Below are 18,918 nucleotides of genomic sequence, written 5' to 3'. Positions count from 1 at the left end.
CAACCGCTGAGCTATGATTAGCCCCATGTTTAGCAGTCCAGAGATCGATGTTGGATGGAAAATCAAAGCGCTCTGCCCCGCGCCCGCAGAAAACACCGCAGCCTCGCGCAGGAGCTGGTGACAGAGCTGTCCGAGCGTATTCGCAGCGGTCAGCTCAAGCGCGGCGACAAACTGCCCACTGAATCCGCAATCATGGAAGAGCAGGGCGTCAGCAGGACTGTCGTGCGTGAGGCGATTTCGCGTCTGCAGGCCTCCGGTCTGGTCGAGACCCGTCACGGCATCGGCACCTTCGTGCTCGACACGCCGAGCCCCAGTGGCTTCCGGATTGACCCGGCGACCATCGTCACCCTGCGTGATGTACTGGCGATTCTCGAGTTGCGCATCAGCCTGGAAGTCGAGTCGGCAGGCCTTGCAGCCCAGCGGCGCAGTGATGAACAACTGTCAGCCATGCGTTCGGCGCTGGACGCGCTCAATGAAAGTGCGGCACACGCCACCGATGCCGTGGCGTCGGACTTCCAGTTCCATCTGCAGATTGCCTTGTCGACCGGCAATCGCTACTTCACGGACATCATGACCCACTTGGGCACCAGCATCATCCCGCGTACCCGGCTCAATTCCGCGCGTCTGGCGCATGATGACCAGCAGCACTACATGGATCGGCTGAGCCGTGAGCACGAAGAAATCTTCGACGCCATCGCCCGCCAGGATTCCGATGCGGCCCGCGCGGCTATGCGCCTGCACCTCACCAACAGCCGCGAACGCCTGCGCCATGCGCATGAAGAGGCTGAATCGCAGCGGGCTTGAGGATTAAAAGAGGACACGGAGCGTCCGGAACGGCATACCCACGCTGGAGCTTGGGTACGATAGGTGGCAGGGGGAATACCTATCGTTCCTCACGCTCCAGACGCTCTGCGTCACACATCTATGCGGCAGCGCAAAAGTCAAAACCGGGCTCTGTCCGCTCCCCCTGAAAAAACCCGAAAATCCCTGTTGAGTGATTTTATTATCAGTTGTACGATGACTTACGACGTCGGCGCTGACCCGGTGATCCTCTAACAATTAAGTCCTCCAGGGTGTTCGAATAATGAATCCACAAGAACTGAAGTCCATCCTCTCGTCCGGTCTGCTGTCTTTCCCGGTTACCGATTTCAATGCCCAGGGCGACTTCCACCGCGCCGGTTACATTAAACGTCTCGAGTGGCTGGCCCCGTACGGCGCAAGCGCTCTGTTCGCTGCGGGCGGCACAGGTGAGTTTTTCTCACTGGCTGCTAGCGAGTATTCCGAAATCATCAAGACTGCCGTCGACACCTGCGCCACCAGTGTGCCGATCCTCGCCGGTGTAGGCGGGCCGACTCGTCAGGCCATCGAGTACGCGCAGGAAGCCGAGCGTCTGGGCGCCAAGGGTCTGCTGCTACTGCCGCACTACCTGACCGAAGCCAGCCAGGACGGCGTTGCCGCGCACGTCGAAGCTGTGTGCAAATCGGTGAAGATCGGTGTGGTGGTCTACAACCGTAATGTCTGCCGCCTGACGCCGACCCTGCTCGAGCAACTGGCCGAGCGTTGCCCGAACCTGATCGGTTACAAGGATGGCTTGGGTGATATCGAGCTGATGGTTTCGATCCGCCGCCGTCTTGGTGACCGCTTCTCGTACCTGGGCGGGCTGCCGACCGCTGAAGTCTACGCCGCTGCCTACAAGGCGCTGGGCGTGCCGGTCTACTCGTCTGCCGTGTTCAACTTCGTACCGAAACTGGCGATGGACTTCTACCACGCCATCGCCCGCGACGATCATCAGGCGGTCGGTAAATACATCGACGATTTCTTCCTGCCTTACCTGGAAATCCGCAACCGCAAGGCTGGCTATGCCGTGAGTATCGTCAAGGCCGGCGCGAAGATCGCAGGTTACGACGCAGGTCCGGTGCGCGCGCCGTTGACCGATCTGACGCCAGACGAGTGCGACATGCTCGCCGCTCTGATGGACAAGCAAGGCAAGCAATAACACCTGCCACGACAAAGCCGCTGAGCGATCAGCGGTTTTTTCATTGCACTGCATAACCCTTACAGGTGGCAGATGTCGTCGCCGTGATACTGCCAAGGGGCCTGTAACGCTACACCCAAAAAACAGATTTACCCGCGTAAAAAAATAATCAGTGGGAGCTCTACCATGCAAAAGTCCAAGCCGACGCACGTCCGCTATTTGATCCTGTTGATGCTGTTTCTGGTCACCACGATCAACTACGCCGACCGCGCCACCATCGCTATCGCCGGTTCCAGCATTCAGAAAGACCTGGGCATCAGTGCCGTCACTCTGGGCTATATTTTCTCCGCATTCGGCTGGGCCTACGTGGCCGGTCAGATTCCCGGTGGCTGGCTGCTCGACCGTTTCGGGTCGAAGAAAGTCTATGCCATGAGCATTTTCACCTGGTCGCTGTTCACCCTGCTGCAAGGCTATGTGGGCGAGTTCGGCGTCTCCACGGCAATCGTTGCGCTGTTCATGCTGCGCTTTCTGGTCGGTCTGGCCGAAGCGCCGTCCTTCCCGGGCAACGCGCGCATCGTCGCCGCCTGGTTCCCGACTGCCGAGCGCGGCACCGCCTCGGCGATCTTCAACTCGGCGCAGTACTTCGCCACCGTGCTGTTCGCTCCGCTGATGGGCTGGATCGTTTACACCTACGGCTGGCAGCACGTGTTCGTCGTGATGGGCGCGTTCGGTATCGTGTTCTCCATGATCTGGATGAAGATCATCTACGGCCCGCGCAACCACCCGATGATCAACGAGGCCGAACTGGAGCACATTTCCAGCAATGGCGCGCTGGTCGATCTGGATCAGGACAAGGGTAAAGGCGCGCAAAAAACAGCCAGCAGCGGCCCCAAGTGGGATTACATCCGCCAGTTGCTGACCAACCGCATGATGCTGGGTATCTACCTCAGCCAATACTGCATCAACGGCATCACCTACTTCTTCCTGACCTGGTTCCCGGTGTACCTGGTTCAGGAGCGCGGCATGACCATCCTCAAGGCTGGCATCATCGCCTCTCTGCCGGCTATCTGCGGCTTCATCGGCGGGGTATTGGGCGGGATCATTTCCGACTACCTGCTGCGCAAGGGCCATTCGCTGACCTTCGCCCGCAAGGCGCCGATCATCGGTGGCCTGCTGCTGTCGACCTCGATCGTGACCTGCAACTACGTCGACATCGAATGGGTGGTCGTGGGCTTCATGGCCCTGGCATTCTTCGGCAAGGGCGTGGGTGCGCTGGGCTGGGCTGTGATGTCCGACGTGTCGCCCAAGCAGATCGCCGGTTTGAGCGGCGGCCTGTTCAACACCTTCGGTAACATTGCATCGATCACCACTCCGATCGTGATTGGCTACATCATCAGCAGCACCGGCTCGTTCAAATGGGCGCTGGTGTTCGTGGGCGCCAACGCGCTGCTGGCGGTGATCAGTTACATTTTCATCGTGGGTGAAATCAAGCGTGTGGAATTGAAAGAGCCGCCTGCCAAGGGGCCATTGCTGAACGACTCGGTCAGCGACCTTTCCGAAGCAAAATCCTGAGGAAACCGTGATGAACCTGATTCAACATGCCGATTCGCCACGCTATATCCGGCTGCATCCGCTGGATAACGTCGTGGTCGTGGTCAACGACCAGGGTGTGCCGGCCGGAACCGAATTCGACAAAGGCCTGGTCACTGTCGATAACGTACCGCAGAGCCACAAGGTCAGTACCGTTGACCTGGCCGTGGGCGAAGCCGTGATTCGTTACGGCCACACCATTGGCTATGCATTGCAACCAATACCGCGCGGCAGTTGGGTCAGGGAAGACCAGTTGCGAATGCCTTCCGCGCCTGCGCTCGACAGCCTGCCGATGTCCGATGCCGTGCCGGAAAAGCAGGCGCCGCTTGAGGGTTACACCTTCGAAGGCTATCGCAACGCCGACGGCACAGTGGGCACTCGCAACATTCTCGGCATCACCACTACCGTGCAGTGCGTGACCGGTGTGCTCGACCACGCGGTCAAGCGCATCCGTGACGAGTTGTTGCCCAAGTACCCGAACGTCGATGACGTCGTGGCGCTGACCCATAGCTATGGTTGCGGCGTGGCAATCACGGCCACCGATGCCTACATCCCGATTCGTACAGTACGCAACCTGGCGCGCAACCCGAACCTGGGCGGCGAAGCGCTGGTGATCAGCCTGGGCTGCGAGAAGTTGCAGGCCGGGCAGGTCATGCATGAGGGCGACAGCTCGGTGGACCTCAGCGAGCCTTGGCTGTATCGCTTGCAGGATTCCAGTCATGGCTTCAATGAAATGATCGAACAGATCATGGAGCTGGCCGAAACACGTTTGAAAAAGCTGGATCTGCGGCGTCGCGAAACGGTTCCGGCGTCGGAGTTGATTCTGGGCATGCAGTGCGGCGGCAGTGATGCGTTTTCCGGCATTACCGCCAACCCGGCGCTGGGTTATGCATCGGATCTGCTGTTGCGCGCTGGGGCGACAGTGATGTTTTCCGAAGTGACCGAAGTGCGGGATGCCATCTATTTGCTGACTTCCCGCGCACAGGATCAGGACGTCGCACAGGCGCTGGTGCGGGAAATGGACTGGTACGACCGCTATCTGGCCAAAGGCGAGGCTGATCGCAGCGCCAACACCACGCCGGGCAACAAGAAGGGCGGGTTGTCGAACATCGTCGAGAAGTCTCTAGGGTCGATCGTCAAGTCAGGCAGCAGCGCCATCAACGGCGTACTCGGCCCGGGCGAGCGGGTCAGCGGCAAGGGCTTGATCTTCTGCGCGACACCGGCCAGTGACTTTGTCTGCGGCACCTTGCAACTGGCTGCCGGCATGAACCTGCACGTGTTCACCACCGGCCGCGGTACTCCGTACGGCCTGGCGATGGCTCCGGTGGTGAAGGTCTCGACCCGCACCGAACTGGCCCAGCGCTGGCCTGACCTGATCGACATAGACGCCGGACGCATCGCGACCGGACGCGCGAGCATCGAGGACCTGGGTTGGGAGCTTTTCCACTTCTACCTGGACGTGGCCAGCGGCAAGAAGAAGACCTGGACCGAGCATTACCGGCTGCACAACGACATCACGCTCTTCAACCCGGCACCGATTACCTGACGGAAGTGTGACGCGCAGCGTCACGAACGGCATTCCCACGCTGGAGTGTGAGGAGCGATGTGCAGAGGAATACGCCTATCGTGCCCATGCTCTGCTTGGGCGTGCCGTTCTGGACGCTCTTGCCTCTGCGCTGAGCACCCGGTCACAATCCGAAATATTCTCTGAACTTTAAGGCTCTTTTTGACCTCTTCTACAGTAGGGCAGCCGATCTGGTTGCCTTCGTTGATGGTGCAGGAGATTTCAAATGGGTTGGATATCGGAAAATCATTTGTGGTTGTTCGCAGCGCTGACCGCCCTGATCGTGATTTCGGACATCTGGGCAGTACTGCGTATTCGCAAGAGCAAGACACAATCCAGCAACAAGCTGATGTGGATCATTGTCGTTGTTGCCGTGCCAATCGTTGGCGTGCTGGCTCTGCTGATTGCGGGTCCGAGTCATGTGGACACACCGGCCAGACCTGAGCAGCAAAGCACCAAGTACTGACCCCGCTTTTCAAAATACCCCGCCTGCGGGCGTGGGTATTTCCTCATGTAGATCGCTCCCTCCTGTTTTTCGACACCTTTGCTCACAAAGGTGGAATGTCGGCTGGCAAAATTAAAAATCTCTGCAATTCTTCTGCAGTGGTGAGGTGTTTACATGCTTGCCATCCAGACCTGAACAAGGAGAAAGCGTATGTCGATCATGACCAAGTGGGCGTTACAGGCAGCTGCGTTGTTTGTGCTGGGTTGGATGGCAGTTTCGGTGGCGAGCTGGAGCAATCACGTTGCCAATGGCACCGGCAGTGATCGGCTGGCAGAGCTGAATGCTGGCGTATTGGGCAGCCAAGTGCTGGCTGTATCATCGTCGCCCGCAGCGCAAGACGAGTAATCCCGCCGCATCAGCGTGGGAGCACCGGCACTTTTCTGCAGGCAAAAAAATGGCCCACAACGGGGTGGGCCAAATGGGATTCATCAAAGGAGTAGGGCCAATTTACGCAGCCGGACGTGAAGGGGATGTGAAACGGATGTCATGGAAACGAGAAGTGGTTCGATAATTCAAGCGGCGTTATGACAGGGCGAAGTGACAGGGTGAAGCAGCGTCGCCCATTGCCTGGCAACGCTGTAGGGATTAATTCGCGGGGAGGGGGGCGGTCTAGCGGGCGGCCGCCTGAACGCTTATTTCGGCCGCTGCGCGGCGTGCCATATGCGGCAGCGAATGAGGCGCGTCGATTCTGGATTTCATGCGGTCGGCAAATTCTCTGGCTTCCTGCCAGCTCCGGCATTTGACCGGGTAGTCGTCCAGTATTACAACCCAAGCGTCGCCATATACACCTTCTTCAATTCGGATGAGCATTGTTGGCATCTCCTTTCAGTGAGGGTAAGTCTGTGCCGGGTCATCGGCGCTGAAGCTGACGCACGAAATCCTGCGCCGAAAATCGGTGTCTCGCTACAAAAAATTACAATTCCCGATGAGTGCGCACAGCCTGCAAGCAAACCGGCTCTGCGGCTTTCGAGGCTATGTTCGTGGGCAAGCCTGACTCAGAAATGTGACAGGCTGATGGATAGGCGCCGATCAGAACGCCAGCTTGAAGCCGATCATGCCCAGCATGATGGCCAGGAAGGGCCGTAGCAGGTCATCGGAGACGCGGCCGGCCATGTGGCTGCCCAGGTAGATGCCGGGCAGTGAGCCCATCAGCAGCCAGCCCAGCAACTCCCAGTTCATGTTGCCCATGCTCGCATGACCCAGGCCTGCGACCAGCGTGAGCGGGACCGCATGGGCGATCTCCGTACCCACCAGACGTCGGGTTGGCAGCAATGGATAGAGGATGAACAGGGCCACCGTGCCCAGCGCGCCTGCGCCGATGGAGGTGAGTGCAACCATGGTGCCGAGGATCAGACCGGTGATGACGGTCAGTACCGTCAGGCTGGTGCCGCTGAAAAACGAGTACCCGTCTCCGCGCCGATGAGCGAAGGCCAGCAGTTTTTTCTTGAACAGAACGGCGAGTGCGGTAAGCAGCAGCACATAGCCCAAGGCCCGCTTGATGATCGCGTTAAGTGCTTCGGGGGCGGTGTGCAGGGTGCTCAGAAACCACAGTGTCATGAGCACCGCCGGGACGCTGCCCAAGGTCAGCAGCCCGGTAACTTTCCAGTCGATGTTGTCGTTCCTGCGATGAACCAGAACCCCGCCGGATTTGGTAATCGCCGCGTACAGCAAGTCCGTGCCGACCGCCGTGGCCGGATTGATCCCGAACCACAGCAGTATCGGAGTCATCAGCGAGCCGCCGCCGACTCCGGTCATGCCCACGATGAAACCGACTACCAGCCCTGCAACTACGAAACCCAGACCACCCGCTTCCATATCCAACCTTTTTCAAGCAAACGCATCAGGCAAAAAGTGGCGGGCAGCATAACGGCTTGCGTTGTAATCGGTTATGAAGATGTGTTCTAAGGTTATAACCGTTTGTCGCGGATGATGGCGGCTTCTGCGGCTTCGGAGGCACTCTGCAGGCGCTGGTTGGGGCCCAGCCAGTTCAGCAACGCCTCGGCTTCCATGGGTTTGGCGATCAGATAACCCTGACCTTCATCGCAGCCCCACTGCTTGACCAGGCGACGAATCTCGTCGGTTTCGATGCCCTCGGCCACGACGCAGTAGCCAAGTTTCTTGGCCAGACCGATCAATGCCTTGACCAGACGCTGATCGGTTTTGTCGGACGCCAGATTGCGGATCAGCGACTGGTCGAGCTTGACCGTCGTCGCAGGCAGCTGCCGCAGGTAGTTCCAGTTGCTGTAGCCCGTACCGAAGTCATCGATCGCCACATCCATGCCCTCCTGGCGCATGCGCTCCAGCTGGTGGCGCACTTCTGCCGGGTTGTGCATCAACGCGCCTTCGGTGAACTCCAGCTCAAAGCGGGTGGGGTCAATCTTGTGCTTGCCCAGCAGGCGTATCATCCGGTCGGTGAACGCCGGGCCGGTGAGGTCTTCGGGCGTCACGTTGATCGCAATACGGAAATCGAAACCCTGCTGCTGCCAACGAGCGGCCTGTTCGATTGCACTGGTCAGCACCCAGAGGCTCAGCGGGCGCATCAGAGCGGTCTTCTCGGCCAGCGGCACGAACTCGGCAGGCCCGATGGCGCCGAGCGTCGGGTGATTCCAGCGCAGCAAGGCCTCTACCGAGGTGCACAGGCCAGAGTCGAGGTCGATGCGCGGTTGGTAGACCAGACGCAGTTGATCGTCAGCATGCACCGCCCCGGTCAACGAACTGAGCAATTTGAAAGCACGCTGCTGGGCGGCGTCAAAGTGCGGTTCATACATCGCCCAGCCGAGGTCGCGGTCGCGGGCATCGTCGGCAGCGCTGATCACCATGCGCATCCAGTCCTGTTCTTCGACCGGATTACGGTTAAGGGTCACGACGCCCAGGCCGACCTGCATCTGCACCGGAATTCCCCGGCACTCAACGGGCGTCTCGAAATCCTTGAGGATGGTGCGGAACAGGTGTTCGGGCGTACGGTCGCCTGCCAACAGAAAGCCGAAGCGCGTAGGACTGACCTTGTATAAAGAACAGGTCGGCGGCAACAGGCGCTCCAAGCGGCTCTTGATACCTGTTACCAGGTCCTGGGAGAAGCTGTAACCCAGGGCCTTGACGATATCGTTGAGGAACGCGGAGGTAATCATGTCCACCACGACCAACTGATAATCGACACTGGATGCCACGGCCTGATGAATATCTTCCTGCAGGCGCGAGCGGTTGTACAAGCCGGTGGGCTGGTCGATAAAGCAACTGAGCCTGAGGCCGACAATGCGTTTCATGACCAGCGACGCAAAGCGCTTGAGCATCTGCGTCTGGTACTCGCTCATCGGCTCGCGCGGCTTGGTGTCGATCACACACAGGCTGCCCAGGGCAATGCCGTCATCGGTGATCAGTGGCGCGCCTGCGTAGTAGCGAATGTCAGGGTGTCCGGTCACCAGGCTGTTGTTGACGAAGCGCTCGTCGAGCGTGGCGTCGGGAATCTCGAACAGTGTTTCGGAAAGGATGGTGTAGGCGCAGAAGGACACGTTGCGTGGTGTTTCGCGGGCATTCAGGCCTACCCTTGCGCGGAACCACTGACGGTGCTCATCGACGATCGAGATCAAGGCAATCGGCGTCTCGAAAAAGGCAGCGGTCATCGCGATGATTTCATCGAATACGTCATCGGACGTATCTTCAAGCACGCACAGCTCCCGTATGCGCAACAGACGTTGCGTTTCATTCAAGGGAATAGGGGCACTGGCGTTCATGACAATTCTCAATGGGTGCTCGATGATGACTATATGACATCACGAAACTCACTTTAACAGACGAAAATATTCCGACCACAGCGGCGAGATACCGATTAATCGGCCGCAGATCGGATTTTTTGAACGGTATCGTTGTTCAAGCCGCGCACGGCGAGGGGTTGGCCGTTTGTTTACGGTATCTTGTGAGCACTACCATTCGTCGACTGACCGAAAATAAGTTGACCGAACGTCGTTATTCGGGCTGTTCGCCTACATTTTTTGTATGAGGAGTGCGCAAATCCTTCGCCGTATGAGCGGTGTCTTGCTTGCCATTGCGCGTTCGAAATGAATTCACCTACTGCAGGGTAACCAGGAACCACGCCATGAGCATCAAGGTACGACCCGCCCGCATAGCCGAAGCGGATGCCATCAGTCGAGTGATATTGGCGGCCTTGCGAACCAGCAATGCCAGGGATTATCCCGTCAGCGTGATCGAGCGCGTGCAATCGGGTTTCGGCCCGGGTGCGATCGAGCGGTTCATGCTGCAGCGTCAGGTGTTCGTGGCGTCAGAGGGCAATGTGGTGGTGGGCACTGCGAGTCTGGAGGGGGAGGTCGTGCGCTCGGTATTCGTCGACCCTGACAGGCATAGGCAGGGGATCGGGCGTTTATTGATGGCCGAGCTGGAGGCTGTCGCACGCAATGCGGGCGCGGTGCGAATGGTTGTACCGTCATCCTTGACTGCGCAGGCGTTCTACTTGGCGCTGGGTTTCAACGTGGTGCGGGAGCATCTGGAGGGAGAGGAGCGCACATTAATCATGGAGCGGCAACTGCGCGTCTGAGGCATTCCATGCCTTAAGCGGTGACTTCCTGCATTTCCTGCAATTGATAGTGCGCATACAGCGTGCTGGCGATCAGCGTGCAAAACACTTTCAGGGTATCGAGGGTATTGGCGTCATCGAGTGGCGCAGGCTTGGTATCCAGGCCACACAGGGTGCCGAAGAACTCTCCGTTGGGAAAAATGATCGGCAACGAGAAGTAGCTCTGGAAACCGTACATTTTAGTAATGGGATGCTCTGCGTAGACGGGGTCGGTCGCGACTTCGTTGATCACGATAGGCTGGCGGTGCTGACGCAACTCATTGCAGAACGTGGTCTCCAGCTTGAGCTGATGACCGGGTTCCAGCCCGAACTGGATTTCATCGTATACAGCACATGCGGTCCAGCTGGCCTCGGTTACTTTGGCAATTGCCGCAAATCTCAGCCCGGTCAGCCGGGTCACCAGTCGTAAAAGACTGGAAGTGGCCTCGATTTCACTGATGACTGCCAGCTCTGCTGAAGTCAGTTTGTTGTTCAAAATGTGTCACCCTGGTCATAAAAGCACTGATGCGGCCTTGGCGGTACGCCGGGCGCTGCCGATCCCGTGCAGGAAGTGATCGTGTCATACCTGATCGTGGCTTACATAAATATTGTGTTGTTCGACGCCAACTATTGAATGAGTTCAATGCCCCTGTCAACGTTGCGGGCTTTTTCAAATAGCCTGTGCTTGTAAATAGGTCTTTATGGATCCTATTTCAACTAATGAAGACTATGTGTCTGAAAGGCTGTCAGCAGAGAGACGCGGCTCACAGTTTTTGAGAGGAGGGGACCGCCGGCTGGAGGAACCATTGCGGGTTTTTTGCCGAAAACGGTACTGACGCTATAAAAGAAGGGCAGCAGACGAATCTGCTGCCCTTCTGTCATGCCCGGCATGTGTGGGTGTTGTTCTGGATTACGTCTTGAAGCGCAGCACCAGATCATTCAGATTGACCGCCAACTGCGAAAGTTCGGTACTGGCGATCAGGGTCTGACGGGTGCCTTCGCTGCTCTGCACGGCCAGGTCGCGAATGCTGACCAGGCTTCTGTCGACATCACGTGCTACATGCGCCTGCTGCTCGGAGGCCGCTGCGATCTGCAGGTTACGGTTATTGATCTCGAGTACCGAGTTGGTGATCTGACGCAGCGACTCTCCGGCGTCCTCTGCCGTCTTGCGGGTGCTGTGAACTTCCTCAGTGCTCTTCTGCATGGACTCGACCGTGGCGGAAGAACCGGCCTGAATCGCTGAAATCATCTGTTCGACTTCCTGGGTGGACGTCTGTGTGCGATGCGCCAAAGCCCGCACTTCATCGGCTACCACAGCGAAGCCGCGACCCTGTTCACCGGCACGCGCCGCTTCGATGGCTGCATTGAGTGCCAGCAGGTTGGTCTGTTCGGCAATGCCGCGAATCACGCCCAGCACTTTGCTGATGTCCTGAGCCTGGCCAGCCAGCGCAGTGACTTGCGCTGAAGAGCCCTCGACCAGGCCTGTCAGGTTCTGCATGGCCGTCAGGGTTTCGTTAACGCGCTGGTTACCCAGGTCGGCGGAAAGGCTCGACTGTTGGGCGGCCTGCGAGGTCGACGTAGCATTACGAGCGACCTCTTCTACGGCAGCACTCATTTCGTTTACCGCAGTAGCAGCCTGCTCGATTTCGCTGTTCTGCTGCTGCAGCGTGCGGTCGGCACTTTCGGTGATCGACGTCATCTCGACGGCGGCAGTGCTCAGTTGTGCGGAGGCGCCGGAAATTTCGTGAATGGTGGTGCGCAGGTTCCCCGACATGGTATTCAGGGCCGTCATCAAGCGTGATGCTTCATCACTGCCGGCAACGCTAAGTTGTCGGGTCAGGTCACCGGCGGCGATGTCTTCTGCGAGTTTGAGCGAGACGCTGATCGGGTCGACGATGCTGCGTGTCAGGGCAATCGCGAGGACCACGGTAAGCAGGAACGCTGCGATCAGCACAATCATCAGGACGTTGACGCTGTGATTGTAGACCTCGGTTGCATCTTTCCCGGAGCTCACGGCTTCCGTGGCATTTTGCTCGCGCAGTCTGGTAAGTTTTTCCTGGTACGCAGTGGCCTTTTGGGCCTGCTCTCCGTTGGCAAGGGAGACCGCTCTTTCATGATCAGAGGTGTCCAGCGCGACGACCTGTTTCAAGCCATCAATGTATACGCTCATCTTGTTGTTGGCTTCTTCGAATTGCGCGCGGTCGGCTTCGCCTGAAAGCAGGCGTTTTTGATAAAAGTCGCTGTTGGCACGCAGCGCCTCGATCGCTTCCCGGACCTTGGCTTCCGCGGTGGCGTGTACAGCGGGATCGGTGCTCGCAAGCATCCTGATGCTTTCCAGGCGAGCGTGAAGCAGGGCGATCTGAATGTCGTCGACTACCTGGATGCTGGGCAGTGAGTTTTCTTCAATGTTCTGCTCAGCCTTGCGCAGATGGTCGATCTGCACGTAGGAGAAGGCACCCAGACCGATCAACAGTAAGGTAATAACGCCAAAGCACAGGGAGGCCCTGCGTGAAATACTTAACGATCTGAGGTTCATGGTTGCCTCCAGCGGCAAAACAGGCGGAAGGCCAATACTTTCCTTCCAGTAACTGTTTTTCTGCTGAAAACGAGAGAGCTTTAACAAAATAGCCATGAAAGTTATTTCATAATGGCTTTATGCAACTATTCGCTATCAGGCAACCGTATGTTGGCAAAAAGTTCCAGTAACACTGTGAGCAAAGTTAACCGTTAGTCGGGTGAATGCTACTAAAGTATTCGCCCTAATAGTGCAACTCTCAGGGCGTGGATCCATCAGGCCTGAACATCAAGCTGCGGACTCTGCAACCGATTCGACCAACGTGTCCAGAAAACCTGCGATGCATCCCATGCAGGCCATTCGCTCTTCTACATGGGGCATGTGACTGGACTCTTCGAAAACAGACCAACTGATGGTGGGGACGTTATCCACATAGGGCTTCACGACGAGCGGTGTGGCTTCGTCATACTTACCGGAAATCAGCAAGGTCGGAACGCTGATGAGTTTCAGGCGATCGACGATGGTCCAGTCCTTCATCGTGCCGATAACGTGAAACTCGGTAGGGCCATTCATGGCGTGGTACACGGTCGGATCGGCGTCAATCGCGTCGAAGGTACGTTTTACCTCCTCCGGCCACGGTGTGATGCGGCACACGTGACGGTCATAGAATGCTCGCGAGGCTTTCAGGTATTCCGGGTCTTTCAAGGTGTCCGCTTTTTCATGCTTGAGCAACGCGGCCTGCACGTCAGATGGCAGATCCTCGCGCAGCCGGTTGGCCTCACTTACCCAGGTGCGCATGTCTGCGGGAGAGTTGGCGATGATCAGCGCTTTCAGCCCTTCGGGCTGACGCACGGCATGCTCTGACGCCAGCATGCCGCCCCACGACTGGCCCAGCAATGCGTAGTTGTTTTCGATGCCCAAGTGCTCAAGCAGGTTATCCAGCTCGCTCAGGAACAGTTTGACCGTCCAGAAGTCGCGACCCTTGTCGGGCAAGTGGGTCGACTTTCCGTTACCCAACTGGTCGTAGTGGATAACGGCCCGGCCGGTGCTGGCGATGTCCTTGAACGAATCGACGTAGTCGTGCGTACAACCGGGGCCGCCGTGCAGAATGACCAATGGTGTGCCGGGACCGTGCGGGTCGCCTGTGATGCGATACCACGTCTGATAGTCGCCAAAAGGCGCAAAACCTTCCTTGATCGTCATATCTGCCATGTCGCCGGTCCCTGCTGGATAGTTTGGGGGCACCATAGCGCGGCGTCTTGCGCCTCATAACTATAGAAAATGATAGGTTTTGGCCGATAAACCGGTCAGTGGTCGAGTAAACGGTAATGAACGGCACGCACTACCGCCTGTACACGGTTTTTGGCCCCCAGCTTCTGCATGGCCGAATTCAGGTGCAAGGTCACCGTGGCGACAGAGCGGTTGAGCTGATCGGCAATCTCCCTGGCCGTCAGTCCCTCGGCAGACCAGCTCAGGCACTCGCGCTCGCGCGGGGTCAGCCTGATCGCATTGCACGAGCGAATTTTCTGGTCGAACAGCGGGTAGGCGACCTCCTGAAAGGCGTGAGCCAGCAGGCCGAACTCGGCCAGGCTCTGGCGGGCGTCCTCGAGAGCGACATCGCTGCCGTCCGCACACAGACCGGTCAATGTGGCGAAACCGCCTTTGGGCATGTGGATCGGCACCGTCACGCCACAGGTCATGTGTGAGTCATGCAGATAGCGCACCACCGGCTTGTGCATATCCGTGATGAAGGTTTTCAGGACCGTCTCGGCCCTGGGCTGGTATGACCATACAAAAGGCGAGACGCTGGCGACGGCCAGGTGTTGCACCGGATCGATCTGGTAATAGCCCTGACTGCACCAAAGCGCGTACCAGTCCGCAGGTGTATTGCGCAATGACAGCAGCGACGGGGTGATCAGTGCTCCATCATGGGACACCGGCACCGGGCTGTAGTCATAAATTACGGCATCGAATCCGAGATCCGATGCCAGCAGCAGCGCGCAATCCATTTGCTGATCCAGCGTGGATGCAGACTGCAGCCGCGAATTGAAATCCGACAACCTGATATGCATGGCATGACCTCCTTTGTCATTGAGCCGATGTAGGGCGCTAATATAGCAATTAGCAAGGACGGTGCCACGCGTGCGCCCAACCGGCTGCCAGTCCTGTAAAACCTATAAGAATTGCTAGCTGTCTGCGCTCGCCTTGCAGGATAGGGTTGATGCCATGAGCGTCGTCCGCAAAGGTGCAATGCAATGGGCTATGAACACAGGCCGGATGAGCTGAAAACAATCAAAGTCGACGGATGGTCAATGTTCGACTACAACTTTGCTCTGCCCTTTTACGTAGAGGGGGCGGCGGCGTACTTTCCGGTCCTGCTGAATTTTCTGTCACAGCATCGGGGCGTCTGATGAATCTGGGTCGTTATCGTTTCATTCTCCAGCGTCCGTTGCAGCTGCTGCCGGTGCTGTTCGGCATCAGCCTGGTCACCTTCATTCTGGTGCGTTCGATCCCCGGCGATCCGGCGCGCATCCTGCTGGGTTCGCGTTCCACACCGCAGGCCTTGGCCAACATCCGCGCCCAGTATGGTCTGGATGAGCCTCTGTGGACACAGTACGTGTATTTCATGAAAAACCTGGTGCAGGGCGATATGGGTAAATCGCTGCTGTACAAGATAGACGTACTCAAGCTGATCAGCACACGGATCGAGCCCACCGTATGTCTGGTGTTGGGCAGCGTTCTGCTGGCGTTGCTGATTGCCGTGCCCCTCGCCACGCTCGCGGCTCGCAACAAAGGCAGTTGGAGCGACAACCTGATCCGCGTCTTCACCACCACTGGGCTGGGCATGCCGGCGTTCTGGCTGGGGATCATGCTGATCCTGATGTTCAGTGTGCAGCTTGGCTGGTTTCCGGTGTCGGGCTACGGCAGCGACTGGCTGGACAAGGTTCATCACCTGGTGCTGCCCTGTCTGACCATCGCTCTGGCCCTGTCTGCGGTGCTGATTCGCAACCTGCGTGCGAGCATGCTCGTGGAGCTGCAAGCCGATCATGTGACGGCGGCCCGGGCGCGTGGCCTCAGTGAAAGTGCGCTGTTTCGGCGCCACGTGTTGCCCAATTCGCTGGTGCCTTCGATCAACCTGCTGGCGGTGAACATCGGCTGGCTGATCAGCGGCACCGTGGTGATCGAAAGTCTGTTTGCGATTCCCGGCATCGGTCAGTTGCTGGTGCGCGGCATCTTCAGCCGCGATTACATGGTGGTGCAGGGTGTGGCGATGGTGCTGGCATGCGCCACGGTGATCGTGAACTTCCTTGCCGATGTGGCCACGGTGGCCATCGACCCGCGGGTGAATATCAAATGACCGTGGCCCATGCGCATCTTCGTCCGCACTGGCGTTCCCGGCTGCGCCTGCGTTTGCGCAATGGCCGGCTGGCGATGCTGCTGGGCGGCTGCTTACTGGGCGGGTGGCTGATACTGGCGCTGTTTGCGCCATGGCTGGCACCTTACGATCCGATCTACCAGAACACCGAGCTGCGCATGCTCGCGCCGCACCTCGCGCATCCGTTCGGCACCGACAATTTTGGTCGCGACATTCTGTCCAGAGTGATCTGGGCGGCACGCGTCGACCTGCAGATCTGCGTGCTCGGGGTGATCTTCCCGTTCATGATCGGGACCTTCATCGGCGCCTTGTCGGGCTACATTGGCGGGCGCTTCGACAACCTGTGCATGCGCGTGATCGACATCGTGCTGGCGTTCCCGTTTCTGGTGTTGATGCTGGCGATCATCGCGATTCTCGGGCCGGGCCTGGGCAGCTTCTACATCGCCATGGCACTGGTGGGCTGGGTGTCTTATGCGCGGCTGATCCGCTCACAGATCCTGGTGCTCAAGGAAAGCGATTTTGCCTTGGCGGCCAAAAGCCTGGGTTTTGGTCACTTGCGTATCCTGTTCCGCCATCTGCTGCCCAACGCGATGTTCAGCTCGATTGTGTTTTCCATGTCTGACGCGGTTCTGGTGCTGCTCAGCGGCGCATCGGTCAGCTACCTGGGCCTGGGTGTGCAACCACCGATGGCGGAGTGGGGGACCATGGTCGCCGAAGGGCAGGCGTTCCTCACCTCGGCGTGGTGGATCTGCACCTTTCCGGGCCTGGCCATCGTGACGTTGGCTATGGGCTTCAGCCTGTTGGCGGACGGCGTCGCCGAAACCCTGGGAGAACGGCAATGAGTACGCCCGTGCTGCAGGTCAGCGAGATGAGCGTGGTGGCGAGCCATGCAGCGAACCATCGAAATCGCGAAGTGACCTTGGTTGACCGGTTGTCGTTCGACCTGCACCAGGGCGAGATTCTCGGGCTGGTCGGTGAAAGTGGCTCTGGCAAGACCATGGCCTGCCGGGCGTTGATGCAATTGATGCCGTCGCCGGATCTGCACGTGCGCGGCGGCTCGGTACGCCTCAATGATGTCGATCTGTTGACGCTGGATGCCGCTGGAATGCGTGCCATGCGCGGACGGCGGATCGGCATGATTTTCCAGAATCCCAGCAGCCACCTGGACCCGCTGATGCGTATCGGCGAGCAGGTCGCCGAAGGTGTGCGTCTGCATCAGGGCGCGTCGAAGCGTGAAGCCCGGGCGCAGGCCATCGATCTTTTGCGCCAGGTCGGCATTCCCGATCCGGCGTCGCGTGTGGATAACTTCCCCCACGAATTTTCCGGTGGCATGCGCCAGCGCGCAATGATTGCCGTAGCGCTGGGCTGTGGGCCGCAGGTCCTGATCGCCGATGAGCCGACCACCGCACTGGATGTGACGGTGCAGGCGCAAATCCTGCGTCTGTTGCTGGACTTGCGCGACCGGCACGGGCTGTCGTTGATCATGATCACCCACGACCTCGGCGTGGTGGCGCAAACCTGCGACTCCATCGCGGTGATGTATGCCGGTCGCCTGTGTGAGCACGGCAGCAAGCGCGACGTGCTCGCTCGCGCACGCCATCCTTATACCCACGGCCTGATCGAATGCCAGCCCGCCAGCAGCGCGGGCAGCGAACTGCTACGGACCATTCCCGGTCAGCCGCCCTTGCTCGACGCACTGCCAAGCGGTTGTCGTTTTCATGCCCGCTGCAGTCATGCGGGGGCAGACTGCCCTGACAAGCTGCCGCTGATGCGGCCGATGGGCGTTGCCCATGCTGCGGCCTGTCACTACCCGTTGGTGCAATCCCGGGAGGCCGTTTCATGAGCGGCACCACACTGCTGAACGTCAATGATCTGGTGGTGCGCTTCCCGGCCCCCGGCTCGGGTTTCCTCGGTCTCAACAAGCGTTGGGTGCACGCCGTCAACGGGGTGTCGCTGAGCATTTGTGCGGGTGAAACGCTGGGTCTGGTCGGCGAGTCCGGCAGCGGCAAGAGCACGCTGGGGCGGGCTATTCTGCGCCTGAATGACATCACCTCCGGGCAGATCGTCTTCGATGACGTCGACATGGCCCAGGGCAGCGGTATCAATCTGCAACGCCTGCGCAGCGAAACCGCGATGGTCTTTCAGGACCCGTCCTCTTCGCTCAACCCGCGCGTGACCATCGGTGCGACGCTGGCCGAGGTGCTCGCCGTGCAGCGCAAGGTCGCCACTTCCGACATTCCGGCGCGGGTCATCGAGCTGCTCGACATGGTCGGTCTGCGGCCCGAATTTGCCGAACGCAAGCCGGGTGCCTTGAGCGGCGGACAATGTCAGCGTGTCGGCATCGCCCGCGCGCTGGCCATCGAGCCACGGCTGATCATTGCCGACGAGTGTGTGGCGGCACTGGACGTCTCCATTCAGGGACAGATCATCAACCTGCTGCTGGAGCTGCGCCAGCGCATGAACCTGGCGATTCTGTTCATTGCCCATGACCTGGCCATCGTGCGTCGCCTGTGCGATCGGGTGGCGGTCATGTACCTGGGCAAAATTGTTGAAGAAGGCCCGGTAGAGGACGTCTTTCTCTCGCCGCGTCACCCCTATACCGCTGCGCTGATTCAGGCGATTCCGGAAATCGATCCGGATCGCCCGTTGCCCGGCGAGCCGTTGCAGGGTGAGCCGCCAAGCCCCCTGCAGCTACCCGACGGCTGCGCGTTTCATCCGCGTTGCCGGTTTGCCAGGCCGACCTGTTCCAGCGTCGCGCCACCGACGCGGCATGTCGGCCAGCAGCGCTACGACTGTGTGCTGGAAGCCCCGATTTTTTGATCCTGA

The 18,918-nt window shown here is 58.9% G+C and carries 19 protein-coding genes and 1 pseudogene; 12 read left to right on the top strand and 8 right to left on the bottom strand.

Going from position 1 to position 18,918, the window contains the following annotated elements:
- Positions 1-54 precede the first annotated feature (54 nt).
- The 6 genes from PCPL58_RS23375 (at position 55) to PCPL58_RS23350 (ending at position 5,979) form a co-directional block, all read left to right on the top strand.
- Positions 55-804 (top strand): FadR/GntR family transcriptional regulator, encoded by a 750-nt coding sequence (locus PCPL58_RS23375; protein ID WP_065350552.1) that lies wholly within the window; start codon positions 55-57, stop codon positions 802-804.
- Positions 805-1,084: 280 nt separating this feature from the next.
- Positions 1,085-1,996, top strand: a complete 912-nt coding sequence (gene kdgD / locus PCPL58_RS23370) for a 5-dehydro-4-deoxyglucarate dehydratase (protein WP_044309446.1) — start codon at positions 1,085-1,087, stop codon at positions 1,994-1,996.
- Positions 1,997-2,161: 165 nt separating this feature from the next.
- A complete protein-coding gene (locus tag PCPL58_RS23365) occupies positions 2,162-3,547 on the top strand; it encodes an MFS transporter (RefSeq protein WP_065350551.1) in 1,386 nt (461 codons plus the stop codon).
- Positions 3,548-3,557: 10 nt separating this feature from the next.
- Positions 3,558-5,111: a galactarate dehydratase gene (gene garD / locus PCPL58_RS23360; protein ID WP_065350550.1), complete on the top strand. Its 1,554-nt coding sequence runs from the start codon at positions 3,558-3,560 to the stop codon at positions 5,109-5,111.
- 244 nt (positions 5,112-5,355) lie between these two features.
- Positions 5,356-5,595 (top strand): PLDc N-terminal domain-containing protein, encoded by a 240-nt coding sequence (locus PCPL58_RS23355; protein WP_003368647.1) that lies wholly within the window; start codon positions 5,356-5,358, stop codon positions 5,593-5,595.
- 189 nt (positions 5,596-5,784) lie between these two features.
- A complete protein-coding gene (locus tag PCPL58_RS23350) occupies positions 5,785-5,979 on the top strand; it encodes a hypothetical protein (protein ID WP_003431599.1) in 195 nt (64 codons plus the stop codon).
- A 264-nt stretch (positions 5,980-6,243) separates the two neighbouring features.
- Here PCPL58_RS23350 and PCPL58_RS23345 read toward each other — a convergent pair whose 3' ends face one another.
- The 3 genes from PCPL58_RS23345 to PCPL58_RS23335 form a co-directional block, all read right to left on the bottom strand.
- Positions 6,244-6,444, bottom strand: coding sequence for a hypothetical protein (locus PCPL58_RS23345; protein ID WP_003313743.1), 201 nt, complete (start codon positions 6,442-6,444; stop codon positions 6,244-6,246).
- 219 nt (positions 6,445-6,663) lie between these two features.
- A complete protein-coding gene (locus PCPL58_RS23340) occupies positions 6,664-7,449 on the bottom strand; it encodes a sulfite exporter TauE/SafE family protein (protein ID WP_065350549.1) in 786 nt (261 codons plus the stop codon).
- Positions 7,450-7,541: 92 nt separating this feature from the next.
- Entirely contained in the window at positions 7,542-9,365 is a 1,824-nt protein-coding gene (locus PCPL58_RS23335; RefSeq protein WP_065350548.1) for a sensor domain-containing phosphodiesterase, read from the bottom strand.
- 362 nt (positions 9,366-9,727) lie between these two features.
- On the opposite strand from PCPL58_RS23335, the gene PCPL58_RS23330 reads away from it, so the two are divergent.
- Positions 9,728-10,183: a GNAT family N-acetyltransferase gene (locus PCPL58_RS23330; protein ID WP_054082003.1), complete on the top strand. Its 456-nt coding sequence runs from the start codon at positions 9,728-9,730 to the stop codon at positions 10,181-10,183.
- Between the two features lie 13 nt (positions 10,184-10,196).
- Here PCPL58_RS23330 and PCPL58_RS23325 read toward each other — a convergent pair whose 3' ends face one another.
- From PCPL58_RS23325 to PCPL58_RS23310, 5 genes and pseudogenes are all read right to left on the bottom strand, one after another.
- Entirely contained in the window at positions 10,197-10,697 is a 501-nt protein-coding gene (locus PCPL58_RS23325; protein ID WP_003431595.1) for a GAF domain-containing protein, read from the bottom strand.
- Between the two features lie 414 nt (positions 10,698-11,111).
- Positions 11,112-11,900 (bottom strand): methyl-accepting chemotaxis protein, encoded by a 789-nt coding sequence (locus tag PCPL58_RS32820; protein ID WP_371123822.1) that lies wholly within the window; start codon positions 11,898-11,900, stop codon positions 11,112-11,114.
- Between the two features lie 69 nt (positions 11,901-11,969).
- Positions 11,970-12,737: pseudogene (locus PCPL58_RS32815) on the bottom strand (MCP four helix bundle domain-containing protein); the annotation flags it as partial.
- A gap of 267 nt (positions 12,738-13,004) precedes the next feature.
- On the bottom strand, positions 13,005-13,928 hold the full coding sequence (locus tag PCPL58_RS23315) for a proline iminopeptidase-family hydrolase (protein ID WP_065350547.1): 924 nt from the start codon (positions 13,926-13,928) through the stop codon (positions 13,005-13,007).
- A gap of 95 nt (positions 13,929-14,023) precedes the next feature.
- Entirely contained in the window at positions 14,024-14,788 is a 765-nt protein-coding gene (locus PCPL58_RS23310) for a LuxR family transcriptional regulator (protein ID WP_003368638.1), read from the bottom strand.
- 183 nt (positions 14,789-14,971) lie between these two features.
- Between PCPL58_RS23310 and PCPL58_RS31595 the strand changes: the two genes are divergently transcribed.
- From PCPL58_RS31595 to PCPL58_RS23290, 5 genes are read left to right on the top strand one after another with little or no spacing between them, the layout of a single operon-like run.
- Positions 14,972-15,127, top strand: a complete 156-nt coding sequence (locus PCPL58_RS31595) for a hypothetical protein (RefSeq protein ID WP_003368637.1) — start codon at positions 14,972-14,974, stop codon at positions 15,125-15,127.
- Complete coding sequence (locus PCPL58_RS23305) at positions 15,127-16,074, top strand: ABC transporter permease (RefSeq protein WP_065350546.1); 948 nt, start codon at positions 15,127-15,129, stop codon at positions 16,072-16,074. The genes PCPL58_RS31595 and PCPL58_RS23305 overlap by 1 nt, the downstream gene beginning before the upstream one ends.
- Positions 16,071-16,934 (top strand): ABC transporter permease, encoded by an 864-nt coding sequence (locus PCPL58_RS23300; RefSeq protein WP_065350545.1) that lies wholly within the window; start codon positions 16,071-16,073, stop codon positions 16,932-16,934. Before PCPL58_RS23305 ends, PCPL58_RS23300 begins: the two co-directional genes overlap by 4 nt.
- Positions 16,931-17,935: an ABC transporter ATP-binding protein gene (locus PCPL58_RS23295; RefSeq protein WP_065350544.1), complete on the top strand. Its 1,005-nt coding sequence runs from the start codon at positions 16,931-16,933 to the stop codon at positions 17,933-17,935. Before PCPL58_RS23300 ends, PCPL58_RS23295 begins: the two co-directional genes overlap by 4 nt.
- Complete coding sequence (locus tag PCPL58_RS23290) at positions 17,932-18,912, top strand: ABC transporter ATP-binding protein (protein WP_065350543.1); 981 nt, start codon at positions 17,932-17,934, stop codon at positions 18,910-18,912. The genes PCPL58_RS23295 and PCPL58_RS23290 overlap by 4 nt, the downstream gene beginning before the upstream one ends.
- Positions 18,913-18,918: the final 6 nt, after the last annotated feature.

Origin of the sequence: Pseudomonas cerasi, assembly GCF_900074915.1 — a bacterium.
Classification (GTDB): Bacteria; Pseudomonadota; Gammaproteobacteria; order Pseudomonadales; family Pseudomonadaceae; genus Aquipseudomonas; species Aquipseudomonas cerasi.
This window is presented reverse-complemented; position numbering and strand designations above follow the sequence as displayed.

What these genes read in the sequence shown, in the direction of transcription:
- PCPL58_RS23375 (WP_065350552.1), top strand. Translation starts at nt 55, where the DNA reads ATGGAAAATCAAAGCGCTCTGCCCCGCGCCCGCAGAAAACACCGCAGC.
- kdgD (WP_044309446.1), top strand. Translation starts at nt 1,085, where the DNA reads ATGAATCCACAAGAACTGAAGTCCATCCTCTCGTCCGGTCTGCTGTCT.
- PCPL58_RS23365 (WP_065350551.1), top strand. Translation starts at nt 2,162, where the DNA reads ATGCAAAAGTCCAAGCCGACGCACGTCCGCTATTTGATCCTGTTGATG.
- garD (WP_065350550.1), top strand. Translation starts at nt 3,558, where the DNA reads ATGAACCTGATTCAACATGCCGATTCGCCACGCTATATCCGGCTGCAT.
- PCPL58_RS23355 (WP_003368647.1), top strand. Translation starts at nt 5,356, where the DNA reads ATGGGTTGGATATCGGAAAATCATTTGTGGTTGTTCGCAGCGCTGACC.
- PCPL58_RS23350 (WP_003431599.1), top strand. Translation starts at nt 5,785, where the DNA reads ATGTCGATCATGACCAAGTGGGCGTTACAGGCAGCTGCGTTGTTTGTG.
- PCPL58_RS23345 (WP_003313743.1), bottom strand. Translation starts at nt 6,444, where the DNA reads ATGCTCATCCGAATTGAAGAAGGTGTATATGGCGACGCTTGGGTTGTA.
- PCPL58_RS23340 (WP_065350549.1), bottom strand. Translation starts at nt 7,449, where the DNA reads ATGGAAGCGGGTGGTCTGGGTTTCGTAGTTGCAGGGCTGGTAGTCGGT.
- PCPL58_RS23335 (WP_065350548.1), bottom strand. Translation starts at nt 9,365, where the DNA reads ATGAACGCCAGTGCCCCTATTCCCTTGAATGAAACGCAACGTCTGTTG.
- PCPL58_RS23330 (WP_054082003.1), top strand. Translation starts at nt 9,728, where the DNA reads ATGAGCATCAAGGTACGACCCGCCCGCATAGCCGAAGCGGATGCCATC.
- PCPL58_RS32820 (WP_371123822.1), bottom strand. Translation starts at nt 11,900, where the DNA reads ATGACGTCGATCACCGAAAGTGCCGACCGCACGCTGCAGCAGCAGAAC.
- PCPL58_RS23315 (WP_065350547.1), bottom strand. Translation starts at nt 13,928, where the DNA reads ATGGCAGATATGACGATCAAGGAAGGTTTTGCGCCTTTTGGCGACTAT.
- PCPL58_RS23310 (WP_003368638.1), bottom strand. Translation starts at nt 14,788, where the DNA reads ATGCATATCAGGTTGTCGGATTTCAATTCGCGGCTGCAGTCTGCATCC.
- PCPL58_RS31595 (WP_003368637.1), top strand. Translation starts at nt 14,972, where the DNA reads ATGGGCTATGAACACAGGCCGGATGAGCTGAAAACAATCAAAGTCGAC.
- PCPL58_RS23305 (WP_065350546.1), top strand. Translation starts at nt 15,127, where the DNA reads ATGAATCTGGGTCGTTATCGTTTCATTCTCCAGCGTCCGTTGCAGCTG.
- PCPL58_RS23300 (WP_065350545.1), top strand. Translation starts at nt 16,071, where the DNA reads ATGACCGTGGCCCATGCGCATCTTCGTCCGCACTGGCGTTCCCGGCTG.
- PCPL58_RS23295 (WP_065350544.1), top strand. Translation starts at nt 16,931, where the DNA reads ATGAGTACGCCCGTGCTGCAGGTCAGCGAGATGAGCGTGGTGGCGAGC.
- PCPL58_RS23290 (WP_065350543.1), top strand. Translation starts at nt 17,932, where the DNA reads ATGAGCGGCACCACACTGCTGAACGTCAATGATCTGGTGGTGCGCTTC.